We start from the raw sequence: 16,605 nt of genomic DNA, 5'->3' as shown, positions 1-16,605 counted from the left end.
CTCGAGTCTACTGGCTTTTCTTTTTCCTATAATATCAGTTTGTAAATGCTTTATATTTTTTCTGAAATAGTGTATAATATTTCACATACTATAAAAAATGGAGAACAGTTATGAAGAAATCAAAAGCCCTCCTACTAGGGGCTGGAATTTTGAGCGCAAGCTTCTTGATGGCGGCTTGTAGTTCGGCACAATCAAATACAGATAAAACCTACTCTTATGTATTTGCAAGCAATCCAGATACATTAGACTATATCACTTCAACACGTGGCTCGACCTCTAGCATTACGACAAACTTGATTGATGGTTTGTTGGAAAATGATAAGTACGGCAATCTCGTCCCTTCTATGGCAGAGTCATGGACTGTATCAAAAGATGGTTTGACCTATACCTACAAAATCCGCCAAGGGGCTAAGTGGTATACCTCTGAAGGAGAAGAATACGCTAAAGTGACAGCTCATGACTTTGTGACGGGTCTCAAGTATGCAGCGGATAAAAAGGCTGAGAACTTGTACTTGGTACGGGATTCAATCAAAGGTTTGGCAGATTATGTCGAAGGGAAGACATCTGACTTTGAGACGGTTGGAGTCAAGGCAGTGGACGACTATACTCTCCAATACACCTTGAACAAGCCAGAGTCTTATTGGAATTCAAAGACAACAGGGGGGATTTTGAGTCCTGTCAATGAAGCCTTTTTGAAATCTAAGGGTGATGATTTTGGAAGTGTAACGCCTTCTAGCATCCTGTCCAATGGGCCATACTTGTTCAAGTCTTTCACTTCAAAATCTTTAATTGAGTTTGAAAAGAACCCTAATTACTGGGATAAGGACAATGTCAAGATTGAGAAGGTAAAACTTTCCTTCTATGATGGTTCAGACCAAGATAGTTTAGCTCGAGGATTCTTAGAAGGCAACTACACAGACGGACGTATCTTCCCGACAAGTTCTGTCTTTGACCAGCTGAAAAAAGGGAATGAAGATAAGATTACCTATACTCCTCAGGATGCTGTGACTTTCTACTATCTCTTCAATGTCAACCGTCAAAGTTACAATCAAACCATGAAACAGACGGATAAAGAAAAAACAGATTCGCGTCTAGCTATGCAAAATAAAGACTTCCGTCAGGCGATTAACTTTGCCTTTGACCGTCATGCCTACGCTGCCCAGACAAATGGAGAAGATGGAGCTGACCGTATCCTTCGAAACACTGTCACACCAAGCAACTTTGTTCAAATCGGTGGAAAGAATTTTGGAGATGCTGTCAATGAAAAGATGGTCAACTATGGTACAGAGTGGTCAAATATTAATCTGAATGACGCGCAACCTGCTTTCCTGAATGCTGATAAAGCCAAGGCAGAATTTGCCAAAGCCAAAGAAAGTTTGCAGGCAGAAGGTGTGACCTTCCCTATCCATTTAGACATGCCAGTAGACCAGACTGCCAAGTTGGATGTACAGCAAGCAAGTTCTTTCAAGCAGACAGTTGAGGAGACACTTGGATCAGATAATATTGTTATCGATGTGATTCAACTTTCTCCAGACGAGAAAGACAATGCAACCTTCTTTGCTGACACAGCTGAACAAAAGGACTATGACATCGACATCTCAGGCTGGAGCGGAGATTACTCAGATCCGAAAACCTATCTTGACCTCTTGGATCCAGACTCTGGTTCTCAGTTAAAAAATCTTGGTTTGACCCCAGGAAAAGACAATGATGTCAAGGAAAAAATCGGTCTCCCTACCTACAAGAAGTTGTTAGATGAGGCAGATAAAGAAGTTGAAAACACTCAGACTCGCTATGAAAAATTTGCTGAAGTTCAAGCTTGGCTAACAGATAGTGCTCTCTTTCTACCAGTTCAAAGTGGAGGGGCTAATCCAATCTTCCGTAAGACTGTACCGTTTACAGGAGCCTTCTCATTTGTCGGACACAAAGGGGATGCGGATAACTACAAATATGTTGAATTGCAAAAAGATCCCGTGACTGCGAAACAGTACCAAGAACTTTATGAAAAATGGCAAAAAGAAAAAACTGAGTCCAATAAAAAAGCTCAGGAAGATTTAGCTAACCATATTCAATAATATTCCTAGTCATGCTTTTTAGTTAAGCATAGTGGCTGGATTCAGAAAAAGGCCCCACCAGACGCTTTTTGGTTCTGGTAGGGCCTTTTCTTTATTCTTTTAAGTGATAAGAGTAACTAGCGACAACGACGTCTTCATGCCATCTGAGAGCGTATTTTAGTTTGAGGCTCATCTGATTGTGCAGGATATTTTGCCAAGGCTTGTTAGGGATAAACTGTGGGACAAGGACTGTAACGGTGTAGTTTTTTTGCTTAGCTTCTTGGGCGATTCGTTTGACATACTTAACGCTAGGGGTGATGATGTCGCGGTAGCTGGTATTGATATTCTTCAGAGTGATATTTGGGAAGTAATCGGCAAATTCCTGAAGAATTTCTTGGTCTTTTTCAGCCGTTTCTTTAGTAGAAATGTGCATGGCCAACACTTCGTCACCGATACTTTGAGCGTAGTTAATGGCTCCGACACTTACTCGAGTGACATTTCCTACTAGGACAAGGACAAGGTTGCCGTCATAAGTGCGCTTTTCAATTCCTTCGTAGAGTCGTAGTTGTTTTGCCACTTTTTGGTAATGGTTGTGAATGGACAAAAAGAGGAAGGTTAAAACTAGGATAATTGGGAAGAAAGGCCAGATATCACCCAGTCTGAAGAGGAGTAAAATGAGGACAATGGCATAACAAATGATGGCCCCAAGGATATTAGCGAAGGCAGATTTTAAGAAGTTTGCTCCTTTTTCCTTTTTCCAATGGCGAATCATACCAGTCTGAGAAAGGGCAAAGGGAACGAAGACTCCGATAGTATAAAGAGGAATCAAGCGTTCAGTATTGCCATTAAAAATGAGAAGAAGGATCATAGCTCCAAAAGCCAGAGTTAAGATACCGTTGGAGTAGCCAAGGCGATCCCCTTTTTCCATAAAGAGATGGGGCATGTACTTGTTTTTAGCCATATTGTAGGACAGCATAGGGAAGGCTGAAAAGCCAGTATTTGCAGCTACGGCTAGAATCAAGGCTGTCGAGAACTGGAAGAGATAGTAGCTAGCATGACCAAAGAATGAATCACCAAGAATGCCCTTGGCCATTTGCGAAAGGATGGTTTCTCCGTGTTGAGGCGTGATACCCATCCAGTAGTTTAGGAAGGTAATGCCTGCAAAAAGAAATCCTAAAATCAGCGACATGATGGTCAAAGTCTGAGCAGCATTCTTTTCTTTCGGAGTTTTAAAAAATGGTACCGCATTTGAAATAGCTTCAACCCCTGTCAGAGAGGCAGAGCCACTGGTAAAGGCTCTCAATAGGAGAACGATGGAGAGGCTCGGAACAGTTTGTCCAATGGTTGAAGTCGCCTGATAGTTTAGGGAACCTGTAAATAGTTGAAAGAACCCATAAAGCAAGAGAAAGACAGTACTGAAGATAAAGAGGTAGACGGGAATCATCAGAGAGCTGGCAGATTCTTTCAAGCCTCTTAAATTCAAGAGCATGAGCAGGCAGACTAGGAAAATAGAGATATGAAGATTATAGGGATGGAGGGCAGGGATGGCTGCAGTAATAGCATCAGCTCCAGAAGCAACGGATACGGCTACTGTCAGCATATAGTCAACAAGGAGGCTGCCCCCTGCAATCAAGCCTAGTTCAGGAGAGAGATTTTCCCGAGTGACCATATAAGCTCCTCCACCTTGAGGATAGGCGTGGATGATTTGACGATAGGAAATGGTCAAACTAGCGAGCAGTAAGAGGACAAAAATACCGATAGGGAGGCTCCACCAAATAGCGAGAGGAGAGAGGCTAACTAAAACGAGAATGACTTGTTCAGGTCCATAGGCAATAGAAGACAGAGCGTCACTTGACAACATGGCCAAGGCCTGCATTTTTCCAAGCAATCCCCCTTCGCCGTCTGTGAGAGACTTGAGTGGTCGACCGATAAAGGTATATTTTAATTTTCTAAACATTTTCTTTTCCTTTGATGAAAATTTCAATAAGTGTTATTATACTGCTTTGAAAAAGGGCAGTCAAGGGAGAATGACTGGTTTTTGGATATTTTTCCAAGCCGAGGGATGCTATTTTTGGTATAATAGATGGAAGAAAATGAGGTTAGAAGAGATGATTTTTGATACGCACACACATTTAAATGTGGAAGAATTTGCAGGACGTGAGGCCGAAGAAATCGCCTTGGCTGCTGAGATGGGTGTGACTCGGATGAATATTGTTGGTTTTGATAAGCCGACCATTGAGCGTGCCCTAGAGTTGGTGGAGAAGTATGAGCAACTCTACACAACTATTGGCTGGCATCCGACGGAAGCAGGGACTTACACAGATGAGGTCGAGGCTTACTTGCTTGAAAAACTAAAACATCCCAAGGTTGTTGCCTTGGGTGAGATTGGTCTGGACTACCACTGGATGACAGCACCTAAGGAAGTGCAGGAGCAGGTTTTTCGTCGTCAGATTCAGCTGTCTAAGGACTTGGATTTGCCTTTTGTGGTCCACACTCGTGATGCGCTGGAAGATACTTATGAGATTATCAGGAGCGAGGGCGTTGGTCCTCGTGGTGGGATTATGCACTCATTCTCAGGTTCTTTGGAGTGGGCTGAGAAGTTTGTCGAGCTTGGCATGACCATTTCTTTCTCAGGTGTGGTGACCTTTAAGAAAGCGACGGATATCCAAGAGGCTGCTAGGGAACTTCCTTTGGATAAGATTTTGGTAGAAACGGATGCCCCTTACCTGGCTCCTGTTCCTAAACGTGGTCGTGAAAACAAAACAGCCTATACTCGCTATGTGGTGGATTTTATTGCCGACTTGCGTGGGATGACGACTGAGGAGTTAGCCGCAGTAACAACTACCAATGCAGAGCGTATCTTTGGATTGGACAGCAAGTGATGAAAGAAAAAATTTCCCAAGTCATCGTGGTCGAAGGTCGCGATGATACGGTCAATCTCAAACGCTACTTTGATGTAGAGACCTACGAAACACGAGGTTCCGCAATAAATGACCAAGATATAGAGCGCATTCGTCGCTTGCATGAACTGCATGGAGTCATTGTTTTTACAGATCCAGATTTTAATGGGGAGCGGATTCGGCGCATGATTATGACGGCCATTCCGACAGTTCAGCATGCCTTTCTCAAACGAGATGAAGCGGTTCCCAAATCCAAGACCAAGGGACGTTCTCTGGGAATCGAACATGCTAGCTATGAGGACTTGAAAACAGCGCTGGCTCAGGTGACAGAGCAGTTTCAAAACGAGAACGAGTTTGACATCAGTCGCAGCGACTTGATTCGCCTTGGTTTCCTAGCGGGAGCAGACAGTCGTAGGCGTAGAGAGTATCTAGGCGAACAGCTCCGCATCGGCTATTCCAACGGCAAGCAACTCCTCAAGCGTTTAGAGTTGTTTGGCGTAACCTTGGCAGAAGTGGAAGAGGCTATGGAAAGTTATGATAATAGCTAGATAGCTCAAAAATACAAAGGGAATGTGTTACAATAGAGGTACTTAGATTTATTTTGATAGCGTTCAAATAGAAACTTATAAGGACAGATTGAAATGAAAATACAAGTTGACAGAGAGTCTGTGTGTATGGGGGATGATGTACTGCCCCATGAGATAGAATTTGAGATTCCTGAAGATATGACGGTGAAAGAATTTTTTGACTTTCTAGAAAGGGAACGTTATTTGCCGTCTGTTCAAGGAAACAATGTCGCTTGGGAACTCCGTAATCGAAATGGGGAACAAGGTGTTTATTTCACCAAAACACGAGAGATTATCCATCCAGATGTGGTCTTAAAAGAGATTCTGGAAGGAATTACTGAGATTCCCTTATTTGTTTTGCTCTATCATTATACCCCGGAAGCATACTATATTAGAAAAGAGAATAAATGAGAATTGCAGATGATGTCCTGACCGAGGTTGAACTGGTCATGTATTGTTATCGTCCCTTGGTGCTTTTATGAAACATCTTTTTAAATGAAGTCTAGGTTTTCGATTGGGCATGAAAAATTGGAAACTATATAGTTTTATCTACATCCTACTTGAACCACTAACCTTTTTCAAAGATTGTGAAAGGAAATGATATGGCAAATAGAAGTTATATTTACTTAAAAAACGGAGATGAAGCCCGTATTCTAACAGCGGGAATTTACACAATACCCTATTTTTGGCAATTGTTTTGGGATGAAGAAGATTTAAAAGCTCCGATTGCTCTCTGGAAAACAGCAGAAAAACTCGAAGAAGATGAAGAGGAAGCAGAAAAGTTTTACCAAGAGCAGAATGTAGATATCTTGCTTTCTATTGAAAAATTCCAGCAAAATGCCCTCCAAAATCGGTCTTTTTTAGAAGAAAATGCCCCGCAAGCCTTGCAACTATATGATGCCTTTGTTCGTTATATTCTTGCAAATGTCAAAGACGGTGATGTGCTTGGATTTGATGTTTTGGATGTAGTTTTTATGAATCAAGTGTCTGTAGTTTCTGATAAACTGTTAAAAAATATCCGAGCTATTCAGGAAAATCAACCAGAAGATTTGGATTTTTCTCTAACGGATAAGAACTTAATTGGCCTTGCTATGGGTTTTCCTGATTATTATGCTTCAGAATTATTGCCAGAAGACAATATTCTAGATTCGGTTGCCTATCAGGATGAATTGAAGAAAATGAACCCCCAAGAAGATAAGAAAGCGCTTGATATGACTGGATCCGATTCAAACAAGCATCGTATTCATTTTGTGTTTTGGATTGTATTGGTACTAGGAATTATGTGGGTTCTATATATTGTTTTTAGCTAATAAATAGAAAAGAGAATAAATGAGAATTGCAGATTATAGCGTGACCAAGGCAGTGCTGGAGCGTCACGGTTTTACCTTTAAAAAGTCCTTCGGGCAAAATTTCCTGACAGATACCAATATCCTTCAAAAAATCGTGGATACAGCTGAAATTGATGATCAGGTTAATGTCATCGAAATCGGGCCAGGAATTGGGGCCTTGACGGAATTTTTGGCTGAGCGTGCGGCAGAAGTTATGGCCTTTGAGATTGACCACCGTTTGGTGCCAATTTTGGCAGATACCTTGCGTGATTTTGACAATGTGACCGTAGTCAACGAGGACATTCTCAAGGTTGACTTGGCGCAGCATATCCAGAATTTCAAAAATCCTGAACTGCCAATCAAGGTAGTAGCCAACTTGCCATACTACATTACGACGCCTATTCTCATGCACTTGATTGAGAGTGGAATTCCTTTTAGCGAGTTTGTGGTCATGATGCAAAAAGAAGTAGCAGATCGTATCTCAGCACAGCCAAATACTAAGGCTTACGGTAGTTTGTCTATTGCTGTGCAGTATTACATGACAGCCAAGGTGGCCTTTATCGTACCTCGTACGGTCTTTGTACCAGCGCCAAACGTGGACTCGGCTATCCTGAAAATGGTACGTCGCTCAGAACCAGCTGTAGCAGTAGAAGACGAGAACTTTTTCTTTAAGGTTTCCAAAGCTAGTTTCACCCATCGCCGCAAGACCTTGTGGAACAACCTGACAGGCTACTTTGGCAAGACTGAGGAAGTCAAGGAAAAGTTGATCAAGGCTTTGGATCAAGCAGGTTTGTCACCAAGTGTACGTGGAGAAGCTCTCGGCTTGGCAGAATTTGCTAGCCTAGCAGATGCGCTAAAAGGACAAGGGCTCTAAGATGCAGGGACAAATCATTAAAGCCTTGGCGGGCTTCTACTATGTGGAGAGTGAGGGCCAGGTTTATCAGACACGGGCGCGTGGAAATTTCCGTAAAAAAGGTCATACACCCTATGTTGGGGACTGGGTCGATTTTTCTGCCGAGGAAAATTCAGAAGGCTATATTCTCAAGATTCACGAACGGAAAAATAGCCTGGTCCGTCCGCCTATTGTTAATATCGACCAAGCTGTGGTTATCATGTCGGTCAAGGAACCTGATTTTAACAGCAATTTGCTAGATCGTTTCTTGGTTCTTTTGGAGCACAAGGGCATCCATCCCATCGTCTATATTTCTAAGATGGATTTGCTAGAAGATAGGGAAGAATTAAGTTTTTACCAACAAACCTATCGTGTCATTGGTTACGACTTTGTGACTAGTAAGGAAGAACTCCTGCCCTTGTTAACAGGTAAGGTTACAGTCTTTATGGGGCAGACAGGTGTTGGGAAGTCAACCCTTCTCAACAAAATCGCACCGGACCTCAATCTAGAGACGGGAGCAATTTCTGATAGTTTAGGTCGTGGTCGCCATACTACTCGAGCTGTTAGTTTTTACAATCTCAATGGTGGTAAAATTGCAGACACGCCAGGATTTTCATCTCTGGATTATGAAGTGTCAACAGCAGAAGACCTCAATCAGGCTTTTCCAGAGATTGCCTCTATCAGTCGAGACTGTAAATTCCGTACTTGTACTCATACCCATGAGCCGTCCTGCGCAGTCAAGCCAGCTGTAGAAGAGGGAGCCATTGCCAGCTTCCGTTTTGACAACTATCTCCAATTCCTCAGTGAGATTGAAAATCGCAGAGAAACCTACAAAAAAGTCAGCAAAAAAATTCCAAAATAAGGAGAAACCTATGTCTCAATACAAGATTGCTCCGTCAATTCTGGCAGCAGATTATGCCAACTTTGAACGTGAAATCAAACGCCTAGAAGCAACTGGGGCAGAATATGCTCATATCGATATCATGGATGGTCACTTTGTGCCACAAATCAGTTTTGGTGCAGGTGTGGTTGAAAGCCTTCGCCCCCATAGCAAGATGGTCTTTGACTGCCACTTGATGGTAGCTAATCCTGAACATCATTTAGAGGACTTTGCGCGTGCAGGAGCGGATATCATCAGCATCCATGTAGAGGCAACACCTCATATCCATGGCGCTCTTCAAAAGATTCGCTCTCTAGGTGTCAAGCCATCTGTTGTCATTAACCCTGGTACGCCGGTTGAAGCTATCAAACACGTACTTCACCTAGTTGACCAAGTTTTGGTCATGACGGTTAACCCTGGCTTCGGCGGGCAAGCCTTTCTACCTGAAACCATGGATAAGATTCGTGAGTTGGTTGTCCTTCGTCAGGAAAAAGGTTTGAACTTTGATATCGAAGTGGATGGTGGGATTGATGACCAGACCATTGCTCAAGCCAAAGAAGCTGGTGCTACAGTTTTTGTAGCAGGGTCTTATGTCTTTAAGGGAGATGTAAATGAACGAGTGCAAACTCTCAGAAAACAATTGGACTAGGGTTGCCGTTTTTGCAGGCGGAGATCGCGGTCATTATCGGACAGATTTTGACTGCTTTGTCGGTGTGGATCGAGGTTCGCTCTGGGTCTTGGAAGAAGACTTGCCTCTCACTCTAGCAGTTGGAGATTTTGATTCTGTCACTGCAGACGAACGTCAGTTGATTCAAAAACGTGCCCAGCATTTTGTCCAAGCTCGGCCAGAAAAAGATGATACAGATCTGGAACTGGCTCTCTTGACCATCTTTGAGCAAAATCCTCAGGCTCAGGTCACTATTTTTGGTGCTCTTGGTGGTCGAATTGACCATATGCTGGCTAATGTCTTTCTACCTAGCAATCCCAAGTTGGCACCCTATATGCGCCAGATAGCGATTGAGGATGGGCAAAATGTGATTAGCTATTGTCCAGAAGGGACCAGTCAACTTGAACCACGTTCGGACTACGATTATCTAGCTTTTATGCCAGTTCGGGATAGCCAGCTGACCATTCTTGGTGCCAAGTACGAGTTGACAGAGGAGAATTTTTTCTTTAAAAAAGTGTACGCTTCTAACGAATATATAGATAGGGAAGTTTCGGTAACTTGCCCAGATGGCTATGTCGTCGTGCTGCATAGCAAGGACAGGAGGTAGGATGGAGACTGTATTATTACTATTATTAATTGCCAACCTAGCTGGACTCTTTCTCATTTGGCAAAGGCAAGATAAACAAGACAAGTACCTAGCCAAGAGCTTGGAGGATCAGGCAGACAATCTTTCAGATCAACTGGATTATCGCTTTGAACAAGCTAGGCAAGCCAGTCAGCTAGATCAAAAAGATTTGGAAGTGGCTGTCAGTGACCGTTTGCAAGAAGTGCGAATGGAGTTGCACCAAGGCCTGACTCAAGTTAGACAGGAGATGAACGAGAATCTCCTTCAAACCAGAGATAAGACCGACCAACGTCTCCAAGCACTGCAAGAATCAAATGAGCAACGCTTGGAACAAATGCGCCAAACGGTCGAGGAAAAGTTGGAAAAGACCTTGCAGACACGCTTGCAGGCTTCCTTCGAGACAGTTTCCAAGCAACTGGAGTCTGTCAATCGTGGCCTTGGAGAAATGCAGACAGTTGCCCGTGATGTCGGTGCACTTAACAAGGTTCTCTCTGGGACCAAAACGAGAGGAATTCTGGGTGAATTGCAACTGGGGCAGATCATCGAAGACATCATGACACCAGTCCAGTACGAACGAGAATTTGCAACGGTTGAAAATTCCAGTGAACGTGTGGAATACGCCATCAAGTTGCCTGGCCAAGGCGACCAGGACTATGTCTACTTACCGATTGACTCCAAGTTTCCACTGGCGGATTATTACCGCTTAGAAGAAGCCTATGAAGCAGGTGATAAGGACGAGATTGAACGCTGTCGCAAGTCGCTCTTAATGAGCGTCAAGCGCTTTGCCAAGGATATCAAGAGCAAGTACATAGCACCGCCAAGAACGACCAATTTTGGAGTTTTGTTTGTTCCGACAGAGGGACTCTACTCAGAAATCGTCCGCAATCCGGTCTTCTTTGATGATTTGAGACGGGAGGAGCAGATTATTGTTGCGGGGCCAAGTACCTTGTCAGCCCTTCTTAACTCCCTATCAGTTGGCTTCAAGACTCTCAATATCCAAAAGAGTGCTGACCATATCAGCAAGACCCTTGCCAGCGTCAAGACCGAGTTTGGCAAGTTCGGAGGCATTCTGGTCAAGGCACAAAAGCATCTCCAACATGCCTCTGGCAATATTGATGAATTATTAAACCGTCGTACTACAGCTATCGAGCGGACGCTCCGTCACATTGAGTTATCAGAAGGTGAGCCTGCGCTTGATTTACTCCATTTCCAAGAAGATGAGGAAGAATATGAAGATTAGTCACATGAAAAAAGATGAGCTGTTTGAAGGTTTTTACCTGATTAAATCAGCTGACCTGAGACAGACACGAGCTGGGAAAAACTACCTAGCCTTTACCTTCCAAGACGATAGTGGCGAGATTGAAGGAAAACTCTGGGATGCCCAACCTCATAACGTTGAGGCCTTTACTGCAGGGAAAGTAGTCCACATGCAGGGACGTCGAGAAGTTTATAACAACACTCCTCAAGTCAATCAAATTACTCTCCGCCTGCCTCAGCCTGAGGAACCCAATGATCCAGCTGACTTCAAGGTTAAGTCGCCAGTTGATGTCAAGGAAATCCGTGACTACATGTCGCAAATGATTTTCAAAATTGAAAATCCTGTTTGGCAACGAATTGTTCGAAATCTCTACACCAAGTATGATAAGGAATTCTACTCCTATCCAGCTGCCAAGACCAACCACCATGCCTTTGAAACGGGTTTGGCCTATCATACAGCGACCATGGTGCGCTTGGCAGATGCCATTAGCGAAATCTATCCTCAGCTCAACAAGAGCCTCCTTTATGCGGGGATTATGCTGCATGACTTGGCTAAAGTCATTGAGTTGACGGGACCAGACCAGACGGAGTACACAGTGCGAGGCAATCTCATCGGCCATATAGCCCTCATCGATAGCGAAATTACCAAGACAGTCATGGAACTCGGCATCGATGATACTAGAGAAGAAGTGGTGTTACTGCGCCATGCCATCCTCAGTCATCATGGCTTGCTGGAGTATGGAAGTCCAGTCCGTCCACGCATTATGGAGGCAGAGATTATTCATATGATTGACAATCTAGATGCTAGCATGATGATGATGTCAACAGCTCTGGCTTTGGTGGACAAAGGAGAGATGACCAATAAAATTTTCGCTATGGACAATCGTTCCTTCTATAAACCAGATTTAGATTAATGATTTAAGAAAAACGAGCATTTTTTACGCAATAATGTTCGTTTTTTTATGTGAATATGGTATAATGGATAAAATATCAAAATTAAATGGAATGGTAAATAAAAATGAAATTAAGAAGAAGTGATCGGATGGTTGTCATTTCCAACTATTTGATTAATAATCCATACAAACTAACAAGTCTTAACACTTTTGCAGAAAAGTACGAATCTGCTAAATCATCGATTTCAGAGGACATCGTGATTATCAAGCGTGCCTTTGAGGAAATCGAAATCGGCCATATTCAGACTGTGACTGGAGCAGGTGGTGGCGTTATCTTTACACCATCAATCTCGAGCCATGAAGCCAAAGAAATGATCGCAGACTTGCGTGACAAACTTTCAGAAAGCGACCGTATCTTGCCAGGTGGCTACATCTACCTATCTGATTTGCTCAGTACACCTGCCATTTTGAAAAATATTGGGCGTATCATTGCCAAGAGCTTTATGGACCAAAAAATCGATGCCGTCATGACAGTAGCGACTAAAGGGGTTCCGCTTGCAAATGCAGTTGCCAATGTCCTCAACGTTCCATTTGTCATTGTGCGACGTGACTTGAAAATCACTGAAGGTTCAACGGTCAGCGTCAACTATGTATCAGGTTCAAGCGGTGACCGTATTGAGAAAATGTTCCTTTCAAAACGCAGCCTCAAGGCAGGCAGTCGTGTCTTGATTGTGGATGACTTCCTAAAAGGTGGTGGAACTGTCAACGGGATGATTAGTCTCTTGCGTGAGTTCGATTCTGAACTAGCTGGTGTCGCAGTCTTTGCAGACAATGCCCAAGAAGAACGTGAAAAGCAGTTCGATTACAAGTCACTCTTGAAAGTAACCAATATTGATGTTAAGAACCAATCCATCGATGTTGAGATTGGAAATATCTTTGACGAAGACAAATAAGAGATAGAACTAAAGGTTGGAACGATTGTCCCAGCCTTTCTTTGCAAACAGAATAGAAGGAAGCTTATGAAAACACCATTTATCAGCCGAGAAGATTTAGAAACAATTGTTGCAGAGTTCCCGACTCCTTTTCACTTGTATGATGAGAAGGGGATTCGTGAGAAAGCGCGAGCAGTCAACCAGGCCTTTTCTTGGAATAAGGGATTCAAAGAATATTTTGCAGTCAAGGCCACTCCAACCCCCGCCATATTGAAAATCCTCAAAGAGGAAGGTTGTGGTGTGGACTGTTCCAGTTATGTAGAGCTCTTGATGAGCCACAAACTGGATTTTCCTGGTTCTGAGATCATGTTCTCTTCTAACAATACCCCAGACCAAGAGTACGCTTATGCCCATGAATTAGGTGCGACCATTAACTTGGATGCTTTTGAAGACATTGAACATCTGGAGCGAGCGGCAGGCATTCCAGAAATCATCTCTTGTCGTTACAATCCTGGAGGCGTTTTTGAGCTAGGAACAGATATCATGGACAATCCCGGGGAAGCCAAGTTTGGCATGACCAAGAATCAACTCTTTGAAGCTTTTGCCATCTTAAAGGAAAAAGGAGCTAAGACTTTTGGGATTCACTCTTTCCTAGCATCCAATACTGTCACCCATCTCTATTATCCAGAGTTGGCACGTCAGCTCTTTGAATTGGCTGTTGAAATCAAGGAAAAGTTGGGCATTTCGCTAGACTTTATCAATCTTTCTGGTGGTATTGGTGTCAATTACCGTCCAGACCAGGAGCCAAATGATATTGCGATGATTGGTGAAGAGGTGCGTAAGGTTTATGAAGAAGTCCTCACACCTGCAGGACTTGGTCAGGTCAAGATTTTTACCGAATTGGGTCGTTTTATGTTGGCACCTCACGGAGTTCTCGTCACAAAAGTCACTCATAAAAAGAAAACCTACCGTACCTATCTGGGTGTAGATGCCTCAGCCGTCAACCTCATGCGTCCTGCCATGTATGGCGCCTATCATCATATCAGCAATCTCACGCAACCAGACGGACCAGTGGAGGTCGTAGATGTGGTTGGATCGCTTTGTGAAAACAATGATAAATTTGCCATTAATCGCGAACTACCTCATACAGAAATCGGTGATTTGCTGGTGATTCATGATACAGGTGCACATGGATTCTCCATGGGTTACCAGTACAATGCCAAACTACGCTCGGCAGAAATCCTCTATACCGAAGAAGGAAAAGCCCGCCAAATCCGCCGTGCAGAGCGCCCTGAGGACTATTTCGCAACCTTGTATGGTTTTGATTTTGAACCCGATCATTAAAAAAATGAAAATGAAAGTGAAAAACAGATTGCTTTCTAAAAAATAGACAAAAATCTTGTTTTTCCCTCAAGTCGTGATATAATAAAACTATAAAACGGTTTCAAGGAAGGTGACGATATGTCTGAAGAAACAATTGACTATGGACAAGTGACAGGAATGGTGCATTCGACAGAGAGTTTTGGGGCGGTAGATGGTCCTGGGATTCGTTTTATTGTCTTTTTGCAAGGTTGTCACATGCGTTGCCAGTACTGCCATAACCCGGACACATGGGCTATGGAGACCAATAAATCACGCGAACGGACAGTAGACGATGTCTTGACAGAAGCCCTTCGTTATCGTGGTTTCTGGGGAGACAAGGGTGGTATCACTGTCAGTGGTGGAGAAGCTCTCTTACAGATTGATTTCCTAATTGCCCTCTTTACCAAGGCCAAGGAAAAAGGAATCCACTGCACCTTGGACACCTGTGCCCTTCCATTCCGTAATAAACCACGTTATCTCGAAAAGTTTAATAAACTCATGGCTGTGACAGATTTGGTTCTCTTGGATATCAAGGAAATCAACGAAGAACAGCACAAGATTGTAACCAGTCAAACCAATAAGAACATCTTGGCCTGTGCCCGATACCTATCAGATATTGGAAAACCTGTTTGGATTCGCCACGTATTGGTTCCAGGCTTGACAGATAGAGATGAGGACTTGATCGAACTCGGTAAGTTTGTCAAGACCCTCAAAAATGTTGATAAGTTTGAAATTCTTCCTTATCATACTATGGGTGAGTTCAAATGGCGTGAATTGGGAATTCCTTATTCGCTCGAAGGGGTAAAACCTCCAACAGCAGATCGCGTTAAGAATGCCAAGGAATTGATGGATACAGAAAGTTACCAAGACTACATGAAACGTGTTCATGGATAAAAAGGAGCCTGATGGAGACATCGGGCTTTTGTGATGCAAAAAGACTCAGCCTTTCAGCTAAGCCTTTTGAGTCTTATCTAGATCGTTGTTTGCCAGAGTTGCGGTTTTTCTTTTTCTTATTGGTCGTGATCGCTTGAGGCTGCTTAGGAGTCACGTCTTTTCTTGCACCTGCAGAAGGGCTGACTTTCGGAGGGTTCTTTTCGTATTCTTCACGTACTTTTTGACGAAGTTTTGGACGAACGACATAGTTGACGATAAACTGTTGGAGAATCATCATGAAACCACCGACAACCCAGTATAGTGTCACACTGGCTGGTGAGAAGAGGGAGAAGATAACAATCATGAGTGGGCTCATATAGATCATTTTCTTAAGTTGTTCTCTTTGCATCTCGTCTTCTACTCCATGAAGCGAGAGGAGAGATTGGATGTAGTAAAGAATACCTGCAAAGGCTACGAGGAGCATGCTTGGTGAGCCAAGATCAATTCCCAAGAAGTTAGAACCAGCAACTCCTTCAGTGTGTTGGGCAGCAAAGAAGATAGCAGAGAAGAAAGGCATTTGGAGCAAGATAGGGAAACATCCGACGCCTCCTAGCATGCTGATACCATGTTCTTTTTGGGCGGCAAAGAGAGCTTGTTGAGCCTCAAGTTTTTCTTCTTGAGTTGTTGCTTCTTTGAGACGTGTTTGATGTGGTTCAAGCACGTGTTTGAGGGCGTTCATCTTTTCAGAGTGAAGCGTCGCTTTCCACGATTGGTAGATACCGAGTGGCAAGATAATCAAACGCACGATAATGGTGACGATGATAATCCCCATCCCAAAACCAAGTCCCATATCATTAGCAAAGTATTTGATGGCCTCTGCCATAGGCGCTCCGATGGTGTTCCAGATAAATCCAGTCGGTTCTCCAGTCGTTTTATCAACAGAAACACAGCCTGTCAAGATAAGTAGCATAGCAACTCCCATAGCAGAGAGGGCAAAACGTTTAATAGATTTCAATGTTTTCATTCCTTCTTTAAAAATTATACCTTTCTATTCTACTGTTTTTTTGTAAAATATACAATAGTTCTGGAGACCTAATTTGCGACTTTGAAGTCTGAATAGGATGAAAAATTACTCATTTGCACATCTAGATAGGTGACTTTTGAGAAAGGTGTAGGGCCTTTTCGGATTTCTTGGATAAATTTTGCCATAGTGGCAGAGGAGTCTGTCTGAGCGAGAATTTCCACTGTACCATCGTCGTTATTCCAGACACGACCAGTGATGCCACCGATTTCAAGCGCTAGAGTATAAACGCCCCAGCGAAAACCAACACCCTGCACTCTACCTTGGGCAATCATTCTAACCTTTTGCATACTAACCC

Annotated in this window: 17 protein-coding genes; 14 read left to right on the top strand and 3 right to left on the bottom strand. The window is 43.3% G+C overall.

Going from position 1 to position 16,605, the window contains the following annotated elements; genetic code table 11:
- Positions 1-110 precede the first annotated feature (110 nt).
- The gene (locus D8862_RS04115) at positions 111-2,072 is read left to right on the top strand and encodes a peptide ABC transporter substrate-binding protein (RefSeq protein ID WP_125448800.1); all 1,962 of its coding nucleotides are present in this window, start codon (positions 111-113) and stop codon (positions 2,070-2,072) included.
- Positions 2,073-2,163: 91 nt separating this feature from the next.
- Here D8862_RS04115 and D8862_RS04110 read toward each other — a convergent pair whose 3' ends face one another.
- Positions 2,164-4,008, bottom strand: coding sequence for an APC family permease (locus D8862_RS04110; RefSeq protein ID WP_125448799.1), 1,845 nt, complete (start codon positions 4,006-4,008; stop codon positions 2,164-2,166).
- A 151-nt stretch (positions 4,009-4,159) separates the two neighbouring features.
- Here D8862_RS04110 and D8862_RS04105 point away from each other — a divergent pair, with 151 nt between their 5' ends.
- The 13 genes from D8862_RS04105 (at position 4,160) to pflA (ending at position 15,247) form a co-directional block, all read left to right on the top strand.
- Complete coding sequence (locus D8862_RS04105) at positions 4,160-4,933, top strand: TatD family hydrolase (protein ID WP_125449153.1); 774 nt, start codon at positions 4,160-4,162, stop codon at positions 4,931-4,933.
- Complete coding sequence (gene rnmV / locus D8862_RS04100; protein ID WP_125448798.1) at positions 4,933-5,499, top strand: ribonuclease M5; 567 nt, start codon at positions 4,933-4,935, stop codon at positions 5,497-5,499. The genes D8862_RS04105 and rnmV overlap by 1 nt, the downstream gene beginning before the upstream one ends.
- A gap of 93 nt (positions 5,500-5,592) precedes the next feature.
- The gene (locus tag D8862_RS04095; RefSeq protein ID WP_125448797.1) at positions 5,593-5,928 is read left to right on the top strand and encodes a hypothetical protein; all 336 of its coding nucleotides are present in this window, start codon (positions 5,593-5,595) and stop codon (positions 5,926-5,928) included.
- A gap of 191 nt (positions 5,929-6,119) precedes the next feature.
- Complete coding sequence (locus tag D8862_RS04090; protein ID WP_125448796.1) at positions 6,120-6,827, top strand: dimethyladenosine transferase; 708 nt, start codon at positions 6,120-6,122, stop codon at positions 6,825-6,827.
- 19 nt (positions 6,828-6,846) lie between these two features.
- A complete protein-coding gene (rsmA, locus tag D8862_RS04085; protein ID WP_125448795.1) occupies positions 6,847-7,719 on the top strand; it encodes a 16S rRNA (adenine(1518)-N(6)/adenine(1519)-N(6))-dimethyltransferase RsmA in 873 nt (290 codons plus the stop codon).
- 1 nt (position 7,720) lies between these two features.
- Complete coding sequence (rsgA, locus tag D8862_RS04080; RefSeq protein WP_125448794.1) at positions 7,721-8,599, top strand: ribosome small subunit-dependent GTPase A; 879 nt, start codon at positions 7,721-7,723, stop codon at positions 8,597-8,599.
- Between the two features lie 10 nt (positions 8,600-8,609).
- On the top strand, positions 8,610-9,266 hold the full coding sequence (gene rpe, locus D8862_RS04075; RefSeq protein WP_125448793.1) for a ribulose-phosphate 3-epimerase: 657 nt from the start codon (positions 8,610-8,612) through the stop codon (positions 9,264-9,266).
- Entirely contained in the window at positions 9,229-9,891 is a 663-nt protein-coding gene (locus D8862_RS04070; protein ID WP_125448792.1) for a thiamine diphosphokinase, read from the top strand. Before rpe ends, D8862_RS04070 begins: the two co-directional genes overlap by 38 nt.
- A gap of 1 nt (position 9,892) precedes the next feature.
- Positions 9,893-11,149, top strand: a complete 1,257-nt coding sequence (locus D8862_RS04065; RefSeq protein ID WP_185760832.1) for a DNA recombination protein RmuC — start codon at positions 9,893-9,895, stop codon at positions 11,147-11,149.
- Positions 11,139-12,080, top strand: a complete 942-nt coding sequence (locus D8862_RS04060; RefSeq protein WP_125448790.1) for a 3'-5' exoribonuclease YhaM family protein — start codon at positions 11,139-11,141, stop codon at positions 12,078-12,080. The genes D8862_RS04065 and D8862_RS04060 overlap by 11 nt, the downstream gene beginning before the upstream one ends.
- 104 nt (positions 12,081-12,184) lie before the next feature.
- Positions 12,185-13,012: a pur operon repressor gene (gene purR, locus D8862_RS04055; RefSeq protein WP_002874197.1), complete on the top strand. Its 828-nt coding sequence runs from the start codon at positions 12,185-12,187 to the stop codon at positions 13,010-13,012.
- A 66-nt stretch (positions 13,013-13,078) separates the two neighbouring features.
- A complete protein-coding gene (locus tag D8862_RS04050) occupies positions 13,079-14,335 on the top strand; it encodes a diaminopimelate decarboxylase (RefSeq protein ID WP_125448789.1) in 1,257 nt (418 codons plus the stop codon).
- Positions 14,336-14,452: 117 nt separating this feature from the next.
- Positions 14,453-15,247, top strand: a complete 795-nt coding sequence (gene pflA / locus D8862_RS04045) for a pyruvate formate-lyase-activating protein (RefSeq protein WP_038804580.1) — start codon at positions 14,453-14,455, stop codon at positions 15,245-15,247.
- A gap of 73 nt (positions 15,248-15,320) precedes the next feature.
- Here the strand turns inward: pflA and yidC are convergent, their stop codons facing one another.
- Positions 15,321-16,241: a membrane protein insertase YidC gene (yidC, locus tag D8862_RS04040; RefSeq protein WP_125449151.1), complete on the bottom strand. Its 921-nt coding sequence runs from the start codon at positions 16,239-16,241 to the stop codon at positions 15,321-15,323.
- Positions 16,242-16,318: 77 nt separating this feature from the next.
- Positions 16,319-16,597 (bottom strand): acylphosphatase, encoded by a 279-nt coding sequence (locus D8862_RS04035; protein ID WP_038804579.1) that lies wholly within the window; start codon positions 16,595-16,597, stop codon positions 16,319-16,321.
- Between the last annotated feature and the right edge of the window lie 8 nt (positions 16,598-16,605).

Origin of the sequence: Streptococcus oralis (assembly GCF_003942585.1) — a bacterium.
GTDB lineage: Bacteria > Bacillota > Bacilli > Lactobacillales > Streptococcaceae > Streptococcus > Streptococcus oralis_BE.
This window is presented reverse-complemented; position numbering and strand designations above follow the sequence as displayed.